We start from the raw sequence: 23,516 nt of genomic DNA on the forward strand, positions 1-23,516 counted from the left end.
GACAAGAGAGGCCTCACATGTACACAGCAACATGGAACGGCAAAGTAATTGCGAAGTCTGATAAGACAGTGGAGATCGAAGGAAACCAGTACTTCCCCCTCGACTCGGTCACAACGGATTACCTCACGGATTCCCAAATGCAGACGAACTGCCCGTGGAAGGGAACCGCAAGCTATTTCAACCTAAATGTTGATGGTAAAACCAGCAAAGACTCGGCATGGACCTACAAAACCCCAAAGGACGGCGCAGCTTCGATCGCCGGTCACGTGGCCTTTTACCGAATGGTCGAGGTTTCCAAAGGCTAACTAGTAGCCGGAATTTGACCATTGATTGAATTTAGAGACGTCTCAAAGACATATGGCCAGGACTTAGCCGTTGCTGACTTTTCGCTCACTGCGCCGAGCGGCAAAATTACCGTTCTCATGGGTCTTTCGGGTTCCGGTAAAACAACTCTTCTTCGCACCGTGAACAAGCTTGTGCAGCCGACCAGCGGATCTGTGCTAATCGACGGCAATGAGATCGCGGACCTGGATTCGGTGGTTCTCCGACGGTCCATTGGCTATGTCATGCAGGAGGTTGGGCTACTCCCCCACAAGAGCGTTTTAGACAACGTGACCCTGATCGCCAACATAGCCGGTCAAACCAAAGATGAAGCGCTAAGAAACGCCCTTGAGCTACTTGAACTCGTCGGCATTGGTAGCAGTTTCCACGATCGTTTTCCAGGACAGCTGTCCGGCGGACAACAGCAGCGAGTTGGTGTCGCAAGAGCCCTTGCAATCAGGCCGAACATTCTTCTTATGGATGAGCCGTTTGGAGCGGTAGATCCGATTGTCCGAGAGGAACTGCAAGACGAGTTGATTCGAATTCAACGCCAGCTTTCGCTCACCATTATTTTGGTTACTCACGACCGCTACGAAGCGATCAAGCTAGCTGATCAGCTGGTGGTTTTGAGCCAGGGCGCGAAGATCGAACAGGTCGGTACCCCAAAGGAGCTAACTGAAAAGCCAGCCAACAAGTTCGTGCAAAAACTACTTGGTCTGTAGCGGGGGCAATTATGGAGTGGGCCGCTAAAAACTTTGACTTCGTGCTTCAACTCTCGGTAGCTCATTTACTGATTTCCCTTGTGCCACTTTTCTTGGGTTCAGTCTTTGCCTTTGCTTTAGTCAGGCTCACTCCAGCAAGGCTCGCAGGAACCATTGGCACCACTTTTAGTGCGATCTACGCAATTCCGTCGCTTGCAATCTTCGTGGCATTGCCCGCGGTAATCGGAACCAGCTACCTAGGCCCGACCAACGTAGTAATCGCCCTGAGCGTTTATGTTGCAGCATCGATGTTCTTCTCCACCCGCGATGCGTTTGGCCAGGTGCCCAAACCAGCAGTTTTTATCGCCAGAGCTCAAGGGTTGAGCCCACTTCAGCTTTTTGTTCACGTGGAGCTACCCCTTGCTATCCCTGGTCTCATCGCAGGGCTGAGGGTAGCGGCGGCAAGCACTGTGTCCATGGCATCGATCGGGGCCATAGTCGGAGTTAGAAATCTGGGCTACTTATTTTTGGATGGCTTCCAACGAAAAATACCCGAGGAGATACTCACCGGGCTGTTTGCGATTTTTCTAATCGGCATTGCGATGGATATTGGGCTTATGGCTCTAGGTAGGGTCCTCACGCCATGGACCAGAAGATCGGCCCAGCGTGTTTAGCATCGGTGAGCTCTTCGACTGGCTCACGGATCCTGAAAACTGGGCTGGCCGATACGGTCTTGCCAACTTATTTTTAGAACATTTGACACTCACCCTTGTGTCCCTTGCAATTGCAGGACTTCTTGCGATTCCGATCGGCATAGCCATCGGCCAATCCGGACGCGGCGAGAGTCTGGTGATAGCGATATCGTCCGCCTCGAGGGCTATCCCCACGATGGGCCTGATGTTCGCGCTGGTGATGCTAATGGGTGTTGAATTTAGGCAGTTCGCTGTAGTTTTGGCGCTGGTGAGTATCGCGATTCCACCTGTTTTGGCAGGGGCTTATGCGGGCATTAAATCAGTACCAATAGCTATCCGTGAAGGCGCTCGAGCTCAAGGCATGACCACGTGGCAGCAAATTAGGCATGTTGGCTTGCCACTTTCGGCACCCTCCATGGTTGGTGGCTTCAAGATTGCCTACCTTCAAGTAGTCTCCACTGTGGTGCTTGCGCCCCTTGTTGGACTTGGTGGCTTGGGCTTTGGAATCATTCAGGGTCTGGCGCTTCGAGATTTCGCTCAATTAACGGGAAGTGCTTTGGTCATTGTGTTGTTGTCCATTACCGGAGAGAGGCTTTTAGCCAAGGTACAGAGTAAATTAGTGCGCCGGCTCATTCACTAATCAAATCGATAGACAACCAGAAGGAAATCCAATGAAAAAATCCACTAAGAGTGCAATTGCTCTCAGCGCTGTTGCAGTACTGGGGCTTGCAGGCTGCGCTGATTCAAATAGCGAGCCGCTTGTAATCGGCTCCCAGGCTTACTACTCAAACGAAATAGTTGCCGAGGTATACGCTCAGGTTCTAGAAGACGCCGGATACTCGGTTGACAGGCAGTTTGCCCTAGGACAGCGCGACGTTTATGTACCCGCGCTTTTGGCCGGCGAAGTAGATCTTTTCCCTGAGTACACCGGAAACTTGCTGCAGTACTTCGACCCCGAAGCCACCGCAACCGCCGAAGAAGACGTTTACCAAGCCTTGCAGGCCGCATTACCAGCAGGCCTAACCGCACTTGCTCTCTCAGGAGCCTCCGATCAGGACTCGTACAACGTCACAAGTGACTTTGCAATGAAGAACAACTTAACCTCTATTGCAGATCTTGCTGGAGTATCCGGAATACGTCTAGGTGGCGCCCCAGAGCTAGCTGAGAGACCATACGGACCAACTGGCCTCCTAAGCTCCTACGGCGTGACCGTGGAGTTTGAGGCCACTGGAGACACCACCGTTGAGTCACTGGTCGCAGGGCTGATTGACATGGCAAACGTCTATAGCGCTGACCCACGAATCCAGCAGCTTGGACTGGTCACATTGACAGACCCGCAGGGACTTTTCCTGTCGTCTAACCTTGTGCCGATTGCCTCGGATGCCGTGAATCAAGAAGCACGCGATCTAATCAGTGCCGTTTCATCGGCTATGACAGCAGCAGACCTAGTTGCCCTCAACGTTAGAAGCGTTGACGAGCAACTGTCATCGGCTGAAATTGCCAGGGACTGGTTGCTATCAGAAGGCCTTATTGACTAAAGCAAGTAATTAGAAATACCCAGTGCGCTTTTAGAAAGCGGACTGGGTATTTTTTTTGCAAAGGAGTTATCGCGCAAGTGGCAACGAACCCAAAAAATTCTTAGTTAGAACCGCTTGTCTTTTTTCGCTGTCCTTGTTGAAAATGCGGCTGAGTCTATTCCTCTTCCCCCGAATCGAGGGAGTTTGCACCTTTCACGTGGAAACCAGTGGATCGAATTGGAACATTCGCGAAGTACTCTCCTGTCTCTTTTGAACGTGCTCTGCCATTTGCTTCTCTTGTTTCCTAGTTTTAGTTTTTGGTCTATTTATTCTGGGATTATCGCCACTTTGAGCGCTGATGGATGATCCATCATCTCTACAGCCTCTAAGTATTGATCGAGGTTAAACCGGTGAGTAACGAGCTTTGCAGTTTCAACTTGGTAAGTATCTATGAGCCTTATAGCCTCTCGATAATCAGGTACCGTTGAGTTGGAACTGCCAACAACCGAAAGCTCCTTGTAGTGAATTAAATTTGAATCAATCTCTGCGTTTTGATTCACCGGAAAACCAGCAAACATACTCACCCTTCCCCTATTGGCTGCCAGCTGAAGAGCCTGATTTACCAGAGTGGGTACTCCTATACATAAAATTACAACTTGGGCCCCAGCCCCACCTGTCTCTTCTAGCACAATTGCGGATAGATCCTCTGTAGTCGGGTCGACAGCAATGTCTGCACCGAAATCTAATGCGAGTCTTCTTCTAAACTCAAGAGGCTCACTCAGAATTACGGTCGCGGCACCCGATAGTTTCGCAAGCTTCGCATGCATCAGACCTATTGCTCCTCCACCAATAACCAACACGGTGTCCGCGGATGTTATTTGCAAAAACTTTTGCCCGTGAATAATGCACGAAAGAGGTTCCGCTAAGGACACTGCAACAGGATCATGATCGCCTTTATAGCTAACTAAAACCCCATCGGAAACGGCCTTCGCCGGAATGAGAATAAATTCGGCTAGGCCACCGTCTGTCTGGTGTCCTAGCACTAGGGCATTCTTGCAGAGATGAGAACGCTTCTCCGAACACTCCGCACATGTGCCGCAGGAATAAGTCGGACTCATTCCTACCTTGTCTCCTATTTCGTAGCCGACAACATGGTCACCCATTTCAACAACTTCTCCAGCGACTTCATGGCCTAAAATCCTGGGAGCCACGACCCCTTTCCTCTTGATTCCAAGGGCGATTCGTAAATCGGTACCACAAATAGTGTTGCTAGAAATTTTCAGCAACACCTCGCCAACGGCTGGTTTTGGCTTTTCCACTTCAGTGACCACTACGTCTCCAGGTCCCCTATAAACAATTGCCTTCATATGGAACTCGTTCTTCCTTCGGTTGAGTGTGTTGTTGCTATGGATGATGAAATAAGGCTTCTGGCTGTTGAGCTGTCGGTAATCAAAATGTCTATGTATTCGCCGAGAGCTGCAGCTTGAATAATCTGAAGCTTGTCCTGTCCGAAAGCCACCGCAACAGTATTTTTTATATTTTTAATTCTTTGAGGCTTCAGCCCAATCACCCTGGAGGTGAACTTCGAGACAACCTCTCTACCCCTACTGTCGATCAAAATACCCGACACGTCACCGACTGCACCGAGCACCAACGCGTCAGAAACCTCGTCGGCTGTCAAGTATCCGGCGGCAACCAATGCAGATGAATTCAGGTTTATAGCGCCCAGGCCAACCAGAGCGCAATCAGCAGCCTCAGCCGCATCCAGCACCTTGGAAATAGCCGATTGTCGCAGTAACGACAGCGCCGAAGCCTCATCATCAACAACCAGAGGAGCGTTTAGAAGTTCATAAGTACCTTTTAGCTTTCTTGCAGCCATTTTTGTTAGCTCAACGCCATCGTTGGTCGAGTCACTCGTGCCCATGGAGCCGATCATCTGAATCACGTGAACTTGTTTTTCTGGATTTGTCTCTAAGTTTTCAACAACTAACTTCGTAGCGCTGCCCCAGCAGATTGCTAGGGAGCCAGTTTTAGTAACTTGCTGATCAATGCACTTGGCACCAAGTTCGCCGATAATCCTTCCTTCGTCTCTGGTTATAGCGCTCTCCAAATTCGAGACCCAAACCTCACGCAACTTCAAGATTTTTAATAGTTGTTTTTCTAACTGCGAATCCCGGGCCAGGGGGTGGTTTATCTTGAAGTCGACTATTCCGGAATCAATAGCCTCTTTCAACATCCGGCTCACAGTTGATCTCGAAGCGTGAATTCGAGACGCTATAAGTTTTTGGTCCATTCTCTGAATGAAGTGCATCTCGGCTACGCGAGCCAAGTCATTCGCCCTTCCACCGCTCGTTAGCTGAGGCATTAGGTATCTCGCTGCTTCGATTTCTGGGCCGCAGAGAGCTGGTGCATTATTGGCTTTAGTGCCTCATAAGATTTTTGGTATGCGAGAAAGAACTCCTCGTACCTCTGGTGCACTTCGCTATTAGGCAACACAACCCTGTCCCTGTGTACCATCGCATCCACGGCGTCATTTATGTCTTTGTATAGCCCTGCTCCGACGGCACCAAGTATTGCCGGTCCCAAGCTCGCTGTCTCTGAAACCTTAGTGACTTCGACTGGAACATTCGAAATGTCCGCGTGGAGCTGAAGCCAAAGATCGCTATTTGTTGCCCCTCCGGCTGCAACAACTCGATCAATTTGGTGTCCCTGCTCTCGGAATCTGCGCATGGTATTTTCGCTACCGAAGCAGACCGACTCGATCATTGCTCGAAAGATGTGTTCCCTTCGGTGGCTCAACGAAAGGCCCAGTATCGCCCCGCGAGACAATGCGTCCACATAAGGAGTCCTGTTTCCCTGAAAATGATCCAGCACAATGAGCCCATCTGACCCTGGTGGAAGCTTTGAAGCAAGCGGAGACAAAGCTTCAAAAAAGTTGTCCTCAACCTCTTCCGACTGAACCAGGCGCCTAAACCAACCAATCATTGAACCGCTGGAAGTCTGTCCCCCTTCCACCGTGTACTGACCATCGATAACGGCCCCAGGATAGCCACCCCAGGTTCCCTCCCCATGAACACGGTTCTTGGTTTGAAGCAGCAGGAGATGAGACGACCCAGTGATAAGCGCCATGGCTCCAGGCTCTACGACGCCTAGCCCTATTTGAGCCACAAATGCATCAGCGCCTCCGGTCACAACAACTACGTTTTCATCTAAGCCGAGCTCATCCTGGACTCGTTTCGTGAGCTTGCCTATTGGCGTACCCATGGGCAGAACAACTTCGGGAAGCTTCTCTACCAAATCGGGCATACCGAGGGTTGCGTACAGCTCACGTGCCCAACCCCCGTTTTCCACGTCGTAATAGGCGCGAATAGCAGCATTATTTTGAGATGCCACTTTTTCCCCGGTTAGCCTCCAAGTTAGGTAGTCAGCGTATTCCGCCATCCACGTAGTCTTTGCGAAAATTTCCGGCTGATTACGAGAAAGCCACAGTGCTTTGGACGGAAGCCATTCTGCCGAGGCATGTACTCGACCGCTAAGAAGTAGTGCCGGAGAGCCGCTGTCTGCCACTATCCGGGCTTCCTCTTCCGCCCTAACGTCCATCCAGATGATTGCTGGTCGGAGTACGTTACCCGAATCATCGAGGCACACAACGGTGCAGCTTGTGGCCCCAACGCAGATTGAGGCTATGTCACTCGACTCGGCGCCGATGTTACTCATTGCGCTCCGAATGCCCGACACTGCGGCCTTCCACCAATGCTCTGGGTTTTGCTCGGCCCAACCGGGCTGAACGAAATTAGTTTCGTAGGCGTTTCTCACGAAAACCAAGGGGTTTCCATCAAGATCAAAAATGCCAACCCTGAGGCCCTCTGTGCCACCGTCTATGCCGATCATGTAGGGACCACTTTTCATTTTGCTCCCTCCCCTTTCCCTTGGTATTTATCCCTAAAACCAAGCTACGGTGACTTCGAAACCCTTGTGCAACTAATTCCATCATTCGCAATTAATTGCATTTAAATATTTCAAGAACATTCTCAGTAGTGGTCGCCTTTATTTCCTGAGATTTGAAAAATTAGCCAACGGAACCTTTAGCTCTCCGTTTGAAATTAGCTCCAAGTCGTCGGCGAAGAGAAAACACCCTTGCTCCCTAAGGTCCTTGACAATGTCCCAGTGCAGTGCGGATTCATTAACCCCAAGCGAGTCTGGGTATGCCCTACCTAGGGCTATGTGCACCGTGCCTAAAATTTTTTCGTCAAGAAGCAGGTCTCCGGTGAGGGTTTTCATGTTTGGGTTAGTGCCAATTCCAATTTCCCCTAGATGTCTCGAACCATCATCTGTCTCCAAAACTGCAGACACCAAATCAGCTCCTTCAGTTGCAGAAAAAGATACGACTTTGCCACCCTCGAAATACAGGATGAGGTCCCGAATCGCGACGCCCGAAAACCAGAACACTCCAGGAAATTTGATATGGCCATTGACGCTGGTTTCAATTGGGGCAGTTGCCACTTCCCCGTCTGGGAGATTCATCTCGCCGGCAAAAGACAGCCATCTTCTCCCCGCTACTCCCAAAACTAAATCCGAATCTCTGGAAAGAATTCTTATCTGACTGACCTCGGCAAGTCGGTCACACAGCGATAGCTGCAGGTCACCAACTTTTCCCCAATCGGCAATTGAACTGTCGAAAAACTCATGCAACAACTCCTCATGGTCCACGTTGATCATATTCGACCACTCGATTGCTGGAATACGGACAATGCACCATCTAGTCTGTTGCCAGCGCTTGGTGGACACAATTCCCTTGCCTTTGCGCAGCAGAGCAATTTTGCGCTGATCGACATCGAAATCCGGAGTCACCATGCCCCTGAAGGAAACATGCACATCGGCCCACTCCATTGCTGCGACTTCTAGCCCAGCAGGGCTCCCAAGTGTCTCATCCGAGGCAAATTCTTGGGCGAATCGATCAAATCTTTCATCGGTCGCCATAACTTGTGGGTACGCTCCAACCTTGTAGCACTCAGCCACAAAAGCAGAAACAGCTTCCATGCATCGAAAATCGGTCATAAACATCGACACCTTGGTATTGGAAGTTATGTCAAGGCCGCGGATTAGCTGGTGGGCCAGCAAGCTCCAACGATTATCCATCTCGAGCCCTTAATGACCTCTTGGTTCCTAGGGCTCTTGTCGCTTCGTATAAAGCCTTGTAGTCCTCGTGGTCAAGTTGCAGCCTGGACTGCATGTCCCTGTTCACTCCAACCTGCGCTTCAGAACCTACCCAATTCAAAATTTCACTGCGGGATGTCAGATGGCCAACAGCGTATGCAGCAATGGCAGCGTCACCAAAAGCGGCGCCGACGCTACTAGCGACAGTCTGTGGTTTATCTAAGATCGCGGACACGGATTCGATTAATATCGTGTTTTTTGTTCCTCCCCCGATTGCCTTTATTCTCTCAGGCTCAATTCCATTAGTGGAATACGTTTCAAATGCGTACGACAAAGAATGGGCTATTCCCTCTATCGCAGCCCTAGCGATATCGGACCTTGTATGAGAGAGAGAAAGTCCAAAGAAGATCCCGCGGCTATTTGCGTCTTGAACTGGCGTGCGCTCGCCACTCAAATGAGCCTGGAAAATAACCCCATTAGCTCCAACTTTGGATTGCATAGCAAGGTCAATAAGTTCAGTGAATAATTTCTCATCCCCTTCAGAGCTGTCAATATCTAATAAATCGCAGATCCATCGGGTTACTGTTCCAGCTGTAGCCGTCCCGGCTGCAGCTACGAAGCTCTTTGGAAAGACAAAGGGAGCAGACCAAAGATCACTACTTGACTTTGGGGCATTCAGGACGTTAATCATGTAGCCGGCAGAGCCGTACTGGATCATAGTGTCACCAGCCTCAACAACACCCGCACCAACTGCTTCGGCTGGCGAGTCTGTGGTGCCAACCGCCACCACAGTACCCTCAGGGATGCCGGTGGCCAGAGCCGCGGCATGAGTAACGTAACCGGCTATTTCAGTGGCCCACGCAAGATTTGGAAGTTGCGCTGCAGAGACGAAGTCCTCGCAACCCGTAATGTCCCATTTCTGCTGCTTGAGATCATAAAGCGGGTGAAAATAACCGGCAGTCCCATGATCCATGGTTACTTCACCCGTGAGCTTCGCGACCAAAAAACTTTGACTGGTGACATACCATTCAGTCATGGCGGCAATTTCTGGTTCATTTTGAGCAACCCACATCACTTTGGGCCCCGCCGACTGACTGCTTAATGAGTTACCTGATTTTGCAAATATCTCGTCGTCGCCAAATCTTTCTCTTAGCTCGGAAATCTGCTTACCAGCTCGAGCGTCAACTCCATACAAAATGCCAGGCCTGAGGGGAGCTAGGTTTTTGTCAATTGGCAAAACGCAAGGTCCTATCGCGCTGCAAGCCATCGCCGCGATGGTGCTCGATTTGGCGACTTCGGTTTTCATTAGCCTTTTAGCAACAAAAACTAGATCAGCCCACCAAACTTCTTCTGCATCTTGCTCAACATAGTTTTCGCGAGGGGTCGAGATAGAGTGCCTCTTCGAAGCGCTTGCCTGCACCACACCCTGCTCATCGACCAAAACACCTTTAGTCTCGAAGGTTCCGATGTCTATGCCTAGAAATAAATTCACCATGGGAGACCTAAAAGCCAGACCGCATCTGACGAACCTCAGTCATTAGCTTTTCTACCCTCTTTGAATCTGTGGCGTTCTCGAAGATGCCATCGCGCTTGAAATACGTGCCGACTATTGCGGCGTCTGCGATGGAAAGTAACTCCACTACTGTTTTGTCAGTAACTCCGGTGTTTACGAAAACAGCAGTATTTCCCGCGTTCTCCTTCACTTTGGCCAAGACGCTGGAGTCGGTTGCAGCCCCTGCGGTTAGCCCGGACACACAGAGCCCGTCTGGTTGGCAATTGAAAACAGTTGACTTAGTAATCTCTTCCACTGATCTTGACCCGACATAGCTGGCTGCTTCCGGAACGACATTGTAAAGAAGTTTCACGTTCTCCCCCGAGACCGCATTGCGGTGCCGAGCAACCTGACCAACATTGGTGTCCCACAAACCGAAATCTGATGCGTACACACCGGTGAAGATCTCCCGAACAAATGCTGCGCCAGTTGCAACAGCTAGATCAATAGAAGCGGTCGCGTCCCACAAAACATTTACACCATATGGAGTATTAATTTCACTCCGTAGTTCGCCGATTATTCGTGCCATAACAATCGCTGTAATTGGCTCGGTTTTTGTCAAGTAGGGAAGACTAAATTCATTGGAAATGAGAACACCGTCAACTCCACCTTCTTGAAGTGCTGCTAAATCCGCCTTCGCTAGCTCAATTATTTTGTCTAAGCCACCCTTCTTGTCGTAACCAGTGTCGCCCGGCATCGCCTGTAGGTGGCACATGCCGATGACCGGCTTCTGAACCCTGAATGTATCAACTAACCATGACATATTCTTGAATCTCCTTCTGTTTTGCATCTAATGGGCCACGCGAGTGGGTTGCGCCACTAACCCTTTAGGTCTACACCGGCTTTCTTGGACAAGACTTTGATTAGCGCCGAAGCATTTTCCTCACCCCAACCCTCACCTACTGCTTGTGTGATTATTTCTAGTGTGGCCTCCGTCGCGGGAACGGGGGACTGCATGCGATCAGCAAATGCTTTTACAAGTTTCGCGTCTTTAAGCATCAGCCTCAATGCAAAGCTTGGCGAGTAATCGCCTCTAATTACAGATGCCCCTACACCATCAAAAATTGGTGACCTAAAGTCGGTCACGTGTAAGACATCCAACACGTCGCTTAGGTCAAGGTTTGCCTTCTTGGCCAAAGTTAGCGCCTCTCCAAGAGCTTCAAGCTGGGCGGCCACAATTAGGTTGCCAACGAGCTTCATCTGAGCTCCGCTTCCGGATGCTCCCATGTAGTGAGCAGTTTCACTTATTGGCCCCAAAACCTCCTGAGCCTTATCAAATACTTCTTTATCTCCTCCCGCTACTATCCATAATCCGCCAGCGTTCGCCTCGCCTTTAGATCCAAAGACAGGAGCATCCAAAAATCTAATTCCCTTAGTGGTGAAGCCAAGGGATTCCTTAGCGCTGGTAAGAGGATCAATTGTTGAAAGATTAATCACTATTGTTGGAGAGGACGCCTCAGACAAGACGCCGCCGTTAGACAGGACAACGTCCTCAACGGCCTTGTCGTCAGCCAAGCAGTACATCACGTAATCAAAGCCCTTAACCGCTTCGCTGATTGATGACGCTCTTTTGGCTCCGAGGCTCTCGACGTCAAAAGCACTTCTGTTCCATGCAGTGACTTCGTGCCCTTTCTCCACGAGATTTTTGACCATTCCCTGACCCATAGTTCCAAGCCCTAGAAAACCGATAGTTGACAATTTATCCTCCTTTGATTTGGTTGCGAATACTTAGTAGCTAGTTAGCGGCTTTCCAGGATCTCAGTAGATACCAAAACGCGGTAGCGCCCGGATCCTGCAATCCAACACTTCGCTCCTGCAGCCAAGATGCTCTGCCTCGACGAGACTGCAATGCCCTGGTGTCAACAACTGCTTTTTCTGCAGCAGCAATGCCCGCCTCTAAAGCAACCGCAGGGTCCGATTCGGCTGCCATCGCATTGGCGGCTGGAACGATAGCGTCAAGAATTGTCTTGTCTCCAACTTGGGAACGTCCACGTTTCGCAATTGATTCGCCTGCGGCCAGAGTAAAAGCGGCTGTGTCCGCAATAGTTATCTCACTCTTGCCCTCCCAGAGATTAGAGCCAGCCAGAAGAGCGCCGGCAACAAGTGCGGCCATTGTTGACGGGTTAGCATCAGCAAAGGACGTGGCACAGGCTTGAGCGATGTCAACCGGACTCGCATTCTCTGGAAGTGACGCTAGGGAAGAAGTAATTGCGTCGGCTCCAAGAGAAATAGTTACCCCCAGGTCCCCATCTCCCAGCGCAGCGTCTAAATCACGAAACTCGTCAGCGTAATTCTTTAGGTCGGCGAGTGTATTTCGAATAGCTTGATTCATCTCTATACCGTTCATTATTTATCTAACCTTCTTTGAAAAATGGTGACTCAGCGGGCGCGTTCAGAAGCTCTAAGCGAGCGGCATTTAATTTCAAGAGAGAGAGAGACGCCCCTGCCATTTCAAGGCTGGTGGCATATTCACCGACGTAAGATTTACCAATCGCAATTCCCTTACCGGCTAAGAGTTTGTTTACTTGGCGATACATGACGTAAAGCTCTTCGAGTGGAGTGGACCCCATCCCATTTACTAGAACGGCAACACTATCTCCCGAGACAATAGACAGATCGGCAACGATTGGATCAAGCAGTCTGGCAACAATCTCATCCGCTGTTTCCAGTTCCCCTCTGTGGATTCCGGGCTCTCCGTGGATTCCAATTCCAACTTCCATTTCACCTTCCGGAAGCTCGAAACTGGCCTTACCCGTGGTTGGGAAGATCGTGGGAGAAAGACCTATGCCCATAGTTCCCGTGTTTTCGACAACGTCCTGAGCAGCAGCAGCTACCTCGTCAAGCGAATCTCCCCGCTGTGCAGCGGCACCCGCAGCCTTAAACGCGAAGAAGATACCGGCAACACCACGACGGTCCGCTGCTCTTTCTCTTGGCTGGCTGGCAACGTCATCACAACCGAGGACCGTTCTGGTTTCGATGTTTTCAACCTCAGCCATCTCGGCCGCAAGATCAAAATTAAGTACATCCCCTCCGTAGTTTCCGTAAAGGTAAAGCACACCCACTCCCCCAGAAACTGCCCTCGTTGCCTCCAAACACTGCTTTGACGAAGGAGACGAAAAGACGTTTCCAATTGCAACTCCGGAGGCTAGGCCTTTCCCAACGTAACCCTTGAATAAAGGTAGGTGACCTGAGCCACCTCCAGTGACAATTCCAACCTTGCCTTGCTCTGGCGAATCCGCCCGGACAAGCACCCGTTTGTCGGCCGAAGCCAAGCGGACCATACCCGGATGAGCAAGAATCAATCCCTCAATCATTTCATCGACGAAGTTATCGGGGTTGTTTATTATTTTCCTCATGTTTATTTCCTTGCTTTCTTTTTGAACCAGTTGGCTTTGTTTAGGCCCTTATTCAGTTTTCGCTTCGTCGAGGCCTGATCCAAGATCATGACCAGGATCAGAATGGCCCCCTGCGCTATTGAATATTCGTAGGCCGATAAGCGGATTGCATTAAATCCACTCGCAACCGTTTGCAGAGTCAGGGTTGCAAGAACGACCCCGGTCACGGTTGCAAAACCACCTGCAGGGTTTGTGCCACCCAGAACTGCTATGACGATTACCAACAATACGTAGGAGCTTCCGTAGTCTGCACTCGAGGTTGGGTTTCTAGCGAGGAACAAAACACCCGCACAGCCTCCAAGTAAACCAGTCAGCATGTAAGTGCTCATTAGTACTTGTCTCGAGTTAATCCCCGAGTACCTGGCGGCTACGGGGTTGGTACCCAAAAGCTGCGTTTTTCTTCCCAGAGAGGTTTTGTTTAGAAAAATGGCTACAAGTCCTGCGATTACAAGTAGTGCTATGAAAGTCGTTGGCATTCCAAGAACACCAGCCTTGCCCACTGCGGCTAATTCTTCGGGAGCTCCATACAGGGTTTTTCCTCCGGTCCAGACAATGGCCAAACCATTGAAAATTTGCATGGAGCCAAGCGTTGCCAGAATGGGTGCTATTCCAACGTAGCTAATCAAGAAACCGTTAAATAAACCTCCGGCAAGGCCGACAACTAATCCAAGTAAAACTATGAATGGCATCATTTGAGCAGCCCTCGCAGGATCGCTAGCCATTAGCGACGAATAGAGGGTGGTTATTGTTATTGCAGAGAGATTAGCCACTGCAACGGTGGACAGATCTATGCCCCCCGTAAGCATGGCTACCATCATTGCTACCGCAATTACTCCAATTTCCGGAGATGCAATCATAATGTTCTGGAGGTTTACCGGATTGAGGAAGATATCTGGCTGCAGATAAGTAAAAAGGGCAAATGACCCAATCAAAATTAGAAGCATCCTGCTAGTTCCCCGGTCGCCTCTAGCTCTCACAATAAAATCTCGAGTTATCGTGTCCAAGCGATTGTTTGCCGATACAAGAGAAGGCCTTGTGCTGCTTTTGCTATTCAATTTTTATGCCCCCAACTGTGCTGTTACGAAGGATCTCTTGGTTTTTCTCTTTGCAGAAAGAGCTTGAATACCGACACCAACAATCAGTAAAACCCCCACAGCTGCTCGCTGCCAAGCTGTTGGAACTCCGGCCAAGAGAAGGCTGTTGTTGATTACTTGAATCAGTAAAACCCCCAGCACTGTGCCAAGCACAGAACCCCGTCCACCGAACACCGAAGCTCCACCCAGCACGACAGCCGCGATGACATCCAACTCGTTGCCAACGAGGTCCTGGGGATTAGCGTTTCTTCCAAGAGTCACATGAAAGACTCCGGCCACCGCGGCCAGCACACCAACCAAGATGTAAACCATCATTTGAATGCGAACCACGGGAAAGCCGGCCCTCCTAGCAGCCTCGTCATCGCCTCCTATCGCAAAGATGGCGCGTCCAAACATCGTTCGCTTCAGCATCCAGGCGACCAAAATCGTGAGAATGATTACCGGAACCACCAACACGTGCAAGAACGCCCCGCGTTCTTGCTCGTTCACAATTGAAATGATGTTAGTTTTAGCTACCTCATCAAGGGACATTGGTGGGTTGGCTATGTACTTAGAGCCCACATAAGCTATCAATACGCCCCGAAAAAGACCTTGTGTTCCCAGGGTCACAATTAGGGTAGGCAATCTGAAATTTGCTATGACGGCGCCATTGACAAGACCTAGCAGGGCACCAAAACAAGCAGCCATTAGGGTGATGACGATTAATCCCGGATCAAAATTTCCATCTTGAGCAATTTTGACTGCGGTGTACGCAGAGAAGATTGCAATTGCCGCGAAGGAAACGTCAATTCCGCCGGAGATGATCACAATCAGAACACCGAGTGCGAATATAAGCGGAACAATAGATCCGCGCATTATTGAAAACATGGTTGTCAACGAAAAGAACACCGGATTGAGGATGCTAATTGCAACTACTATGACGACTAGGACAAGTGCAAGCACTCCCTCATTATTAGAACCCCGCAGTCCGGCTAGCATTTCTAGAGGTCTCCGAGTCGCAAAAATACTCATGCTGTCGTCATTTCTTGAATGTTGGTTGCTGTAATTTGTGATCCAGTCAGAGTGTCAACAATCTCGCCCTGGCGAACAACCAAGACGCGGTTGCAAACAGAAACCAACTCGAGGGAGTCATCGGAAATTACGATAACCCCCCTTCCTAGATTTGCCTCGTTCCGAAGAATTTCGAGTATTTGTTCTTTTGACCCTATGTCTACTCCCACAGTTGGACCGTTGAGAATCAAAACCTTGGGTTGGTTGGCCAGAAGTTTTCCTAGCACTACTCGTTGAGCGTTTCCCCCTGAAAGAGATCTCACCGGAGCCGAAACGCTTTTCGCCTTAATCTTCAACCGGTCAAACATTGACTGAGTGGTCTTGGAGATACCCTCTCCGTCCAATAGACCGAAAGCACTCCTGTGTTTGTCGAGTGATCCCGCGATGATGTTGTCCCCGACAGATTTGTCCAGAAAAAGCCCCTGAGTTAGACGATCCTCAGGTAAGTACCCAATCCCCGCCTTGATGGCGTCGCGAATAGTACGAACTCGTATGGCCTGTCCGTCAATTTCAATTGTTCCGGATTCAGCTGGCCTCACCCCAAACAGAGCTTCTGCAATTTCAGTTCTTCCAGAACCGAGTAGCCCGGTAATTCCCAAAATTTCACCACTATGAAGAGTGAAGCTAACATCATTAAATGCGCCAGAGGAGCACAGGTGCGACACCTCCATTAACGGTTTTGCTGTCATGACCGGAGAAGTTATTTCCCTGGCCTCACTAACGTCGCGCCCGGTTATGTATTGAGTCAGGGATTTTCTGTCGAACTCGCTAGCTATACCTGAAATAATGTGCTTTCCGTTTCGTAGGATCGTTACATCTTGCGAAACTTGGAGTGACTCTTCGAGCTTGTGGCTTACAAAAACTAGCGCTACCCCTCTCTCCCTAAGCTTCCGCACCACATCGAAGAGATAGTCAACTTCGGTGTGAGTAAGGGCAGTAGTGGGTTCGTCCATCACAATAACTCTTGCATCATTTATCAAGGCCCTGCAAATGGCTGTTAATTGCTTATCTGCCACAGATAGAGCTTCAACTTTTGCACTAAGGTCCAGTGTCAATCCGAGCTCTTTGATAATCGTCGCGGCGGCGATTTTCGCCTTACTCGCTGAAAATAGTTTTGCCCTAATCGCCACTTGAGAGGTGATCGTAATGTTTTCCGCAACAGACAGATTTGGGAATAGGGAGAAGTCTTGGTAAATAACTTGGATGCCGGCCATTATCGATGAAAATGGGGATAGCTTTTCCTGAAGTTTTCCATCAATGTAAATGGACCCAGAATCTGGTTGCTCAACACCGCTGATTATTTTAATCAGAGTAGATTTACCACACCCGTTTTCACCGGCTAGGCAGTGCACGTTTCCAGCCGTAAGTGCCATTGAGACCTCATCTAAGGCCTTCACCCCGCCGTAGGTCTTGACGATGTTCTTTACCTCTAGCACTGGTAAAGCTCTATATGCTTTGGCCATATCTTTTCTTCGCCTAAATGGTGTGGTTCGGAAAAAACAAGGTGCTCTAGGTCTAAGAACCTAGAGCACCTCATCTTTCCTGTTTATTTCTATGACAGTTTTAGAACTTGTACTCCGAAGCATTGGTTTTGTCTACGATGACCGCAGCCTCACCAACCCAGACGTTGTCAAATCCAGCTAGCTTCTGTAGAGAGTTGTAACCCTCGATACCTAGGTCGGTTCCCTCGGAAAGAGATCCTCCATCAGCCAGAATCTGAGCAATCTTTAACTGAGCTTTCCCGGCAAGTGCTGGGTCCCAGAAGAAGATCTTGTCGATTGAGCCGTCATCCAGGTACTTAGATGCGACAGATGGAATAGAGGTTCCCATTACGCAAACGGAGTCCTGAAGTCCAGCCTCCTGAACCGCGCGACCGATACCGGCGACGTCAGTTCCAGCTGAACCCTGGAAACCCTTGATGTCTGGATACTTAGCTAGAAGCTCCTTGGCTCGCTCGTAAGCAACAGTCTCGTCTTCCTTGCTCTCTACTGGGTCTTCAACACGAACTAGATTTGGGAAGTTTGCCTGCTGCTCTGCATAGGCACCTTCAACCCAAGTCATGTGCGTCTTTGCAGTTAGTCCACCGACGAAGGAGACATACTGGCCTTCGTTACCCATGCACTTTGCAAGGTTAATCATGATTTGCTCGCCGTACCATGTGTTGTCGAACGCTTCAATGTCTGCGTCGACATTGACCATACCGGCCGCTTCATGGGAAACAACGATGACTCCAGCTGCGCGGGCCTGCTTCAGAATGTCCTCTAGAGCCTCCGGCGAATTTGGAACGACTGCAATTGCGGTCGGATTCTGAGCGAGAAGGTTCTGGATAATCGAAAGCTGCTTTTCAGGGCTAGCGTCGTCTCCTCCTTCTTGACGAGCATCGATGCCGGTTTCGGCAGCGAACTCGACAACGCCTTCCTCCATGCGGTCAAACCAACCAATTCCGGTCAGCTTTACAACTACAACCATGGACTGTGCTGTTGTTGGTGCTGAGCCAGCGGAATCTTCGACTGCAACTGGATCTGCTGTGGTGGTACAACCGGCCATGACCAAGACTGATGCGCTCGCGACGGCTGCAGTAAGTAGATGCTTCTTCAAATTCATTTACGAACTCCCTTATGTTTTTCCCTTGCGGTAGTGTTGATGCTCAGGACCCGCACGATTGCCTGACTCAAAAACTTTGGCAATGTGCTGCATGTTTGTCAAACCAAAACGTGCATAATTCGTGCATTCCGTGCATATTGTGAGCAAACCGTTACATAAATTCTGCTATCTTGTGGAATAACCGTAGTTTTGACATCAATTTCAAGGAGAACGACTGTGTCGAGAAAAGCACAGATTCTGGAGATAATCCAGGCTCGTGGATTTCAGAGCGTTCGCAAACTTGCGAGTGAACTTCAAGTAGATGAATCGACCATTAGGCGCAACCTTGAGAAGTTAGAGGCCCTTGAGCTTGTCCAAAGAATCCACGGCGGAGCAAGCCCGCTTCGTCCCGCGGAAACCCCTGCTGTTTTGAAGCAACAGCTCCATGGAGCCGAGAAAAGGGCAATCGGTGAGGCTATGGCCGATCGAATCCCCGACGGCCAAGTGCTGCTTCTTGATAGCGGCACAACAACCTTAGAAGTAGCCAAAGCGCTAAAGAATTCGCTTCTAACCGTGGTCACCAACGACCTGATGATTGGTATAGAAGTTGCCAGGAAGCCTGGAATCAATTTAGTTTTTATAGGTGGAGAATTACTCCCAGACCTGTACACGATGTGGGGTCCAACCGCCGTTCAGCAAATTGAACAACTTAGAGTCGATGTTGCCATTTTTGGCGCGGACGCAGTTAATGAACATGGAATTTTCAACAACACAAGTTACGAAATTGAATCCAAACGAGCCATGCTAAAGATTGCCAGTCAAGCATTTTTCGTTGCTGATAGTTCCAAATTTCATCGCAAGGCATTGTTCAAAGTCTTTGGTTTAGAAAGTTTCCTGACCGGGATATCAGATGATTATCTCGACCCAATTGTTGCCTCAAAGTTACCTCTGCCAATAATTAGAGTCGTCTCCAAAGCTGACTCGGTCTAACTTGGACATGGAACGACTTGTTCTATTCATAGGTAGATCAGTCACTTGCCACCATCTCAGAAAGTTGGAAATTTCCCTAGAATAATGGGGCTCGGGAGCAGCAGCAGCCTCAAGTGCTAAGCGCGCGCTCTTTTGCGTCACTCATTCAATTTCCAGCAAACTTGGGAACAGGGAAAGCTGATTAAGCAAGTTGCATCCAAGTCACAGCTTTTTGACTGGGCCATTTGGCTTTGTTCCGCTTACCATCGTCAACGACCCTAGCAACGGGTTAACGTGTGGCTGGAAAGTTGAGATCAACTGATCCTGCACCCCTCGGGCTAACTGCAAATATTGATGCCAAGACTCGGATTTTCTATGCGACCTACTGCCGCGCAACTTTGACCTCAATCGAGAGACTTTGGGGCTGAATACTGCCCCAGGTGAGACACTTCCTTTGACGCACCGTCCGGTGACCACTTTCATTCGATCTCCGTGGTGGATTTGAGCAATCTTCTCTCTCAGCCGCAAGGGTCTTCGACCCTTTTGGGACGGCCGGCACAGAGCTCAGTTTCCCACCTTCCTAATTCCACTAGTCGTAATCGAATTATCAGTTATCGGGTTTTGCACCAAATAGATGAACGTCTATGTATGCTGTTGTGATGAGCGAATGGAACTACACCAAGTGCACAAAACCATTTAATAGCATTGAGGAGGCCGAAGCTTTCATGGTTGAGAAGGACTTTGCCGGACACATCCTCAAGCGAGACAACGGATACGCGGCGGTTTGCCCGGCCTACCCGGATGGTTACTATCCCGATGCGGTATTGGTTCTCTCCAGAGACAACGAGAAAAAAGAGCTTTCGAACGCCGCCAAGCAACTCCCAATTACATCCGCCAGCGACTGCTGCTAGGGCTGATGCCGGCGACTCGGCTCTAGCGCTGGCGTCTTCTCTTAACTGCCCGGGATATCCGCATGACAATGCCAACCAAAATCACTAAGTAGACCATTAGAGAAAATACCCATTTGATGGCTGAGGCTGTTGAGGCAATAAGAGCCGTCGAAGAGGAAATCGCGCCATCAGCAAGGAACTGGTTTGAGAGCGCTGCTAGAGCGTAATTCTCTAGCCAATCAAAGACCACTTGACCAAATGGGAGCAGATTAAGAACCCCGAACCTTTGAGAATATGGTTTAAACAACACCGACACCCAGATCACATACATTAGCCCGTAGATCAGCCCGAAAAGAGTGTCCCAAATCTGGTTGAAACTAATGTAGGCATCGATCATCTGGTCAGAGCGTTCTGCAAAGAAAGCCAGAATCTCTGCTTGGCCAAAGCCCAACGAAGTTCCTAGTGACCTAACAGTGCTGTTGGCCACTTCAAAAGCGGCCCCCTTGCCGGTTAGGAAGAAGACCAAGTAGCCACCAAAGACAGAGGTTGCCAGCAACCCGGTAACCAGGTTTGATTTCGTGTAGAAAAACTTTGACGCGCTGCCTAAGGGTCCCGACGGTTTCGGCAGATCTAGACTTTCGGCGCTTTTGCTTGACATCTTTTGACTCTCTAGCTCGATGCTCTTGATAAGAAGCAGTAATGTTCGCTGTTGACCGCATTGGAGATTGAGGCTTTTCGAGATTACGGTGGCCCGTACCCTCTATGCGTTGACAGCCTAGGTGTAGTTTTGGGTATAAAGGAATCAATGACTTGAAGCGCGCGCCGAACTTGGCAAGCATCGAATCTGCAAACTAGTCCTATGTCCTTTTGCATAACTCCCCTAGACTTCTAACGAGCCGGTACTAAATCACTGTCTTGCGTCGTAGAACGACCCCCACGAAACTGTGGCTTAACTTTTTCTTTCGGCGAACGAATTCATCCATCGATGTCTTCGCCGTATTCCCCAAGAACTTGGGCTCAAAAGTGATGCGTCGCATCACATGAAAGTAATTACATTATGTCTTCAAAGACCTTTATTGACCTTGGCGTGCCAGCCGAAATTGCGGCTGTGCTAAGTGCTCAAGGCATTGATACACCGTTCCCCATCCAAGTAGATTCGCTACCGGACACCCTGGCGGGCAGAGATGTTTTAGGTAGAGGTAAAACTGGATCTGGCAAAACCTTGGCTTTTGGCATCCCAATGGTGGCCAGGCTTGCTGTTTCCTCAAACAGTAACCATGGAATGCTTAAGCCAAGAGGCTTGGTACTCGCACCAACCCGTGAACTAGCCACGCAGATTACAAACGCGCTCCAACCATTGGCTAACGCTATGGACCTAAGAGTGACAACAATCTTTGGAGGAGTTCCTCAAAAGAAGCAGGTTCAAGCACTCAGGGATGGTGTCGAGATTATCGTCGCGACCCCCGGCCGACTCGAAGACCTAATGGCTCAGGGCATTTTGAAGTTAGATGCGATTGAGATCACAGTGTTGGATGAAGCTGACCACATGGCGGACCTTGGTTTCTTGCCGGGGGTTACCAGGATTTTGAATGCCACTCCGAGAGGCGGCCAGCGCCTATTGTTCTCGGCGACCTTGGATAACGGAGTAAAAAAGCTCGTAGATAAGTTTTTGCAGAACCAGGTTATGCACGCAGTTGACGAAGCCAACTCCCCGGTTACCCAGATGACCCACCACGTGCTTGAAGCTTCTGACGCGGAAGCAAAGAAGCGATTGGTTTACGCCCTGGCTTCCGGAACAGGAAGAAGAATCTTGTTCATGCGAACCAAGCACCACGCCAAAAAACTTGCTAAAGCACTGACTCAAGCCGGCATACCGGCCGTTGATCTACACGGCAATCTTTCCCAAGCCGCTAGGGATCGAAATCTAGAGGCTTTTAGCTCTGGTCGGGCCAAAGTACTAGTGGCTACAGACGTTGCAGCAAGAGGTGTTCACGTTGACGGAGTAGACCTCGTAATTCACGTTGATCCACCTGCTGAGCACAAGGCATACCTTCACCGCTCTGGCAGAACAGCAAGGGCTGGAGCATCGGGTGATGTGGTGACGATATCTCTGCCGACCCAACGCAAAGATTTATCTGACTTGCTAAGCAAAGCCAAGATCTCCGTGAAGCCAAGGTCCGTCACTGAAAAGTCACCGGAAGTAATAGCTCTCATTGGAGAAGTTGCCGAATATGTGAAGCCAACTGCTCCAGTAGTCCAACCCAAAAAGACTGGCACATCGACTGGTCGAAATGCCCAGCGAAAGCGAGCACTGAGCGAATCTGGGAAGCCTCAAAATCAGCAGTCAAGAGCACCCGGTTCGAGACCCCATTCGCAAGGCGCAACAAATGGATCGCGTCGCCGCCAAAATTCGAGATAGGTCGAGTGCCCGCTAAATAAAAAGTGCCCTCGGCAGGAATCGAGCCTGCGACCAAGAACTCTTGTCACGCCATTTCAGCCTGCTAGCCTGAAAACATGTTCGATCTATCTGGAACCACCGCCCTGGTAACCGGAGTTGGCGCAAAAGGTGGCATTGGCTTTTCCATCGCGCAGCACCTACTGCTTCAGGGTGCCTCGGTGCACATCACCTCAACAACCAAAAGGGTTCATGAACGTGCCGACGAACTAATAGAACTGCTGCAAGAAACTTCAGGAACAGGTATTTCTAGAGTCAGCGCCACGATCGCTGATTTGACGGACTCAGACCAGGTCCAACAGCTGTTTTTCGGCCTTAAAAAACTCGACATTTTGGTAAACAACGCGGGCATGACCTCGGCCAAGGCTCCACTTGGCGATGACGAGACTACCGACCTAACCCAAATCAGCGATGAGTCTTGGGCATTGGGCACTTCTCGAAATCTGGACACGGTTTTCAAAGTCACTCGAGCCGCACTCCCGCTTCTTCGAGTATCCACCAGGGGCCGTATCATCATGGTTTCATCTGTGACTGGCCCACGTATGGCAATGAAACATCAACCCGGTTATGCCGCGGCAAAGGCCGCAGTGGTTGGACTGATGAGGTCTCTGGCGTTGGATGAAGCCAGGCACCAAGTCACCTGCAATGCCATCCTGCCGGGATGGATAGCCACGGACACCCAGTTGAAGGATGAGTCCCGCCAGGGCCTCGGAACACCGCTTGGTCGCTCTGGAACGCCTGCAGAGATTGCTGCCACCGCGCTTTGGTTAGCGTCCAAGGAGTCCGCTTACCTGACCGGCCAAGAAGTAGTGGTTGACGGCGGTAATTCGATCGCAGAAGAGCGTAGCTGAAACGCATTCGTTGTTTTGCGTCCGGCGGCAAGAAAACGGGTGTGCCGCAGATCAGAAGCTTTCGGTATTAACTTGGTGCCCTCGGCAGGAATCGAACCTGCGACCAAGAGATTAGAAGGCTCCTGCTCTATCCACTGAGCTACGAAGGCGGAGTTGGCTTTGAAGCCTTCCTCAGTCTACAAGCTCGTGTCAAGAAAGGTTTTGGTATGGCCGAAACTCGGCCCTAAAAAAATTGACTAACTCATGACAGATCTGGGCCACCAAACACACCTTTTTGAGCAATAGAATG

23 protein-coding genes and 1 tRNA gene are annotated in these 23,516 nt (G+C 50.0%); 9 read left to right on the forward strand and 15 right to left on the reverse strand.

The window, feature by feature from the left end; genetic code table 11:
- Positions 1–17 precede the first annotated feature (17 nt).
- Genes IMCC13023_RS05495 through IMCC13023_RS05515 form a run of 5 tightly spaced genes read left to right on the forward strand, consistent with a single transcriptional unit; the run spans position 18 to position 3,252 of the window.
- Positions 18–305, forward strand: a complete 288-nt coding sequence (locus IMCC13023_RS05495) for a DUF427 domain-containing protein (protein ID WP_007542139.1) — start codon at positions 18–20, stop codon at positions 303–305.
- Between the two features lie 21 nt (positions 306–326).
- A complete protein-coding gene (locus IMCC13023_RS05500) occupies positions 327–1,043 on the forward strand; it encodes an ATP-binding cassette domain-containing protein (RefSeq protein WP_007542140.1) in 717 nt (238 codons plus the stop codon).
- 11 nt (positions 1,044–1,054) lie between these two features.
- Positions 1,055–1,696, forward strand: a complete 642-nt coding sequence (locus tag IMCC13023_RS05505) for an ABC transporter permease (RefSeq protein WP_007542147.1) — start codon at positions 1,055–1,057, stop codon at positions 1,694–1,696.
- Positions 1,689–2,354, forward strand: coding sequence for an ABC transporter permease (locus IMCC13023_RS05510; RefSeq protein ID WP_007542149.1), 666 nt, complete (start codon positions 1,689–1,691; stop codon positions 2,352–2,354). The genes IMCC13023_RS05505 and IMCC13023_RS05510 overlap by 8 nt, the downstream gene beginning before the upstream one ends.
- A gap of 31 nt (positions 2,355–2,385) precedes the next feature.
- On the forward strand, positions 2,386–3,252 hold the full coding sequence (locus tag IMCC13023_RS05515) for an ABC transporter substrate-binding protein (protein WP_007542151.1): 867 nt from the start codon (positions 2,386–2,388) through the stop codon (positions 3,250–3,252).
- A 305-nt stretch (positions 3,253–3,557) separates the two neighbouring features.
- Here IMCC13023_RS05515 and IMCC13023_RS05520 read toward each other — a convergent pair whose 3' ends face one another.
- From IMCC13023_RS05520 to IMCC13023_RS05580, 13 genes are all read right to left on the reverse strand, one after another.
- On the reverse strand, positions 3,558–4,598 hold the full coding sequence (locus tag IMCC13023_RS05520) for a zinc-binding dehydrogenase (RefSeq protein WP_007542153.1): 1,041 nt from the start codon (positions 4,596–4,598) through the stop codon (positions 3,558–3,560).
- The gene (locus tag IMCC13023_RS05525) at positions 4,595–5,596 is read right to left on the reverse strand and encodes a sugar-binding transcriptional regulator (RefSeq protein WP_040325264.1); all 1,002 of its coding nucleotides are present in this window, start codon (positions 5,594–5,596) and stop codon (positions 4,595–4,597) included. The genes IMCC13023_RS05520 and IMCC13023_RS05525 overlap by 4 nt, the downstream gene beginning before the upstream one ends.
- The gene (locus IMCC13023_RS05530; protein ID WP_007542157.1) at positions 5,596–7,140 is read right to left on the reverse strand and encodes an FGGY-family carbohydrate kinase; all 1,545 of its coding nucleotides are present in this window, start codon (positions 7,138–7,140) and stop codon (positions 5,596–5,598) included. The genes IMCC13023_RS05525 and IMCC13023_RS05530 overlap by 1 nt, the downstream gene beginning before the upstream one ends.
- Positions 7,141–7,278: 138 nt before the next feature.
- Positions 7,279–8,370, reverse strand: coding sequence for an aminopeptidase (locus IMCC13023_RS05535; protein WP_007542159.1), 1,092 nt, complete (start codon positions 8,368–8,370; stop codon positions 7,279–7,281).
- On the reverse strand, positions 8,363–9,880 hold the full coding sequence (locus tag IMCC13023_RS05540) for an FGGY-family carbohydrate kinase (protein WP_162097431.1): 1,518 nt from the start codon (positions 9,878–9,880) through the stop codon (positions 8,363–8,365). Before IMCC13023_RS05540 ends, IMCC13023_RS05535 begins: the two co-directional genes overlap by 8 nt.
- Before the next feature lie 10 nt (positions 9,881–9,890).
- Positions 9,891–10,703: a BtpA/SgcQ family protein gene (locus IMCC13023_RS05545; protein ID WP_040325266.1), complete on the reverse strand. Its 813-nt coding sequence runs from the start codon at positions 10,701–10,703 to the stop codon at positions 9,891–9,893.
- Between the two features lie 56 nt (positions 10,704–10,759).
- Positions 10,760–11,638 (reverse strand): NAD(P)-dependent oxidoreductase, encoded by an 879-nt coding sequence (locus IMCC13023_RS05550; protein WP_007542165.1) that lies wholly within the window; start codon positions 11,636–11,638, stop codon positions 10,760–10,762.
- 37 nt (positions 11,639–11,675) lie between these two features.
- The gene (locus IMCC13023_RS05555) at positions 11,676–12,287 is read right to left on the reverse strand and encodes a DAK2 domain-containing protein (RefSeq protein ID WP_007542167.1); all 612 of its coding nucleotides are present in this window, start codon (positions 12,285–12,287) and stop codon (positions 11,676–11,678) included.
- Positions 12,288–12,294: 7 nt separating this feature from the next.
- Complete coding sequence (locus IMCC13023_RS05560; RefSeq protein WP_007542169.1) at positions 12,295–13,296, reverse strand: dihydroxyacetone kinase subunit DhaK; 1,002 nt, start codon at positions 13,294–13,296, stop codon at positions 12,295–12,297.
- Positions 13,297–13,298: 2 nt separating this feature from the next.
- Positions 13,299–14,279 (reverse strand): ABC transporter permease, encoded by a 981-nt coding sequence (locus IMCC13023_RS05565; protein ID WP_007542171.1) that lies wholly within the window; start codon positions 14,277–14,279, stop codon positions 13,299–13,301.
- A 114-nt stretch (positions 14,280–14,393) separates the two neighbouring features.
- On the reverse strand, positions 14,394–15,440 hold the full coding sequence (locus tag IMCC13023_RS05570; RefSeq protein ID WP_202797981.1) for an ABC transporter permease: 1,047 nt from the start codon (positions 15,438–15,440) through the stop codon (positions 14,394–14,396).
- Positions 15,437–16,942 (reverse strand): sugar ABC transporter ATP-binding protein, encoded by a 1,506-nt coding sequence (locus IMCC13023_RS05575; protein ID WP_007542174.1) that lies wholly within the window; start codon positions 16,940–16,942, stop codon positions 15,437–15,439. Before IMCC13023_RS05575 ends, IMCC13023_RS05570 begins: the two co-directional genes overlap by 4 nt.
- Positions 16,943–17,042: 100 nt before the next feature.
- Positions 17,043–18,083: a substrate-binding domain-containing protein gene (locus tag IMCC13023_RS05580; protein WP_007542175.1), complete on the reverse strand. Its 1,041-nt coding sequence runs from the start codon at positions 18,081–18,083 to the stop codon at positions 17,043–17,045.
- Between the two features lie 216 nt (positions 18,084–18,299).
- Between IMCC13023_RS05580 and IMCC13023_RS05585 the strand changes: the two genes are divergently transcribed.
- The gene (locus IMCC13023_RS05585) at positions 18,300–19,052 is read left to right on the forward strand and encodes a DeoR/GlpR family DNA-binding transcription regulator (protein WP_007542176.1); all 753 of its coding nucleotides are present in this window, start codon (positions 18,300–18,302) and stop codon (positions 19,050–19,052) included.
- Between the two features lie 638 nt (positions 19,053–19,690).
- Positions 19,691–19,942: a hypothetical protein gene (locus tag IMCC13023_RS05590; RefSeq protein WP_157775977.1), complete on the forward strand. Its 252-nt coding sequence runs from the start codon at positions 19,691–19,693 to the stop codon at positions 19,940–19,942.
- 22 nt (positions 19,943–19,964) lie between these two features.
- On the opposite strand, the gene IMCC13023_RS05595 is transcribed toward IMCC13023_RS05590, so the two are convergent.
- Positions 19,965–20,579, reverse strand: coding sequence for a hypothetical protein (locus IMCC13023_RS05595; protein ID WP_007542181.1), 615 nt, complete (start codon positions 20,577–20,579; stop codon positions 19,965–19,967).
- A gap of 399 nt (positions 20,580–20,978) precedes the next feature.
- Between IMCC13023_RS05595 and IMCC13023_RS05600 the strand changes: the two genes are divergently transcribed.
- Positions 20,979–22,340 carry a DEAD/DEAH box helicase gene (locus IMCC13023_RS05600; RefSeq protein WP_007542183.1) on the forward strand — a complete coding sequence of 454 codons (1,362 nt, stop codon included), beginning with the start codon at positions 20,979–20,981 and terminating at the stop codon, positions 22,338–22,340.
- A gap of 95 nt (positions 22,341–22,435) precedes the next feature.
- Entirely contained in the window at positions 22,436–23,227 is a 792-nt protein-coding gene (locus IMCC13023_RS05605; RefSeq protein WP_007542185.1) for an SDR family NAD(P)-dependent oxidoreductase, read from the forward strand.
- Positions 23,228–23,300: 73 nt separating this feature from the next.
- Here IMCC13023_RS05605 and IMCC13023_RS05610 read toward each other — a convergent pair.
- A tRNA-Arg gene (locus IMCC13023_RS05610) sits at positions 23,301–23,376 on the reverse strand.
- Positions 23,377–23,516 lie beyond the last annotated feature (140 nt).

It is taken from the genome of Candidatus Aquiluna sp. IMCC13023, from assembly GCF_000257665.1.
Taxonomy (GTDB): domain Bacteria; phylum Actinomycetota; class Actinomycetes; order Actinomycetales; family Microbacteriaceae; genus Aquiluna.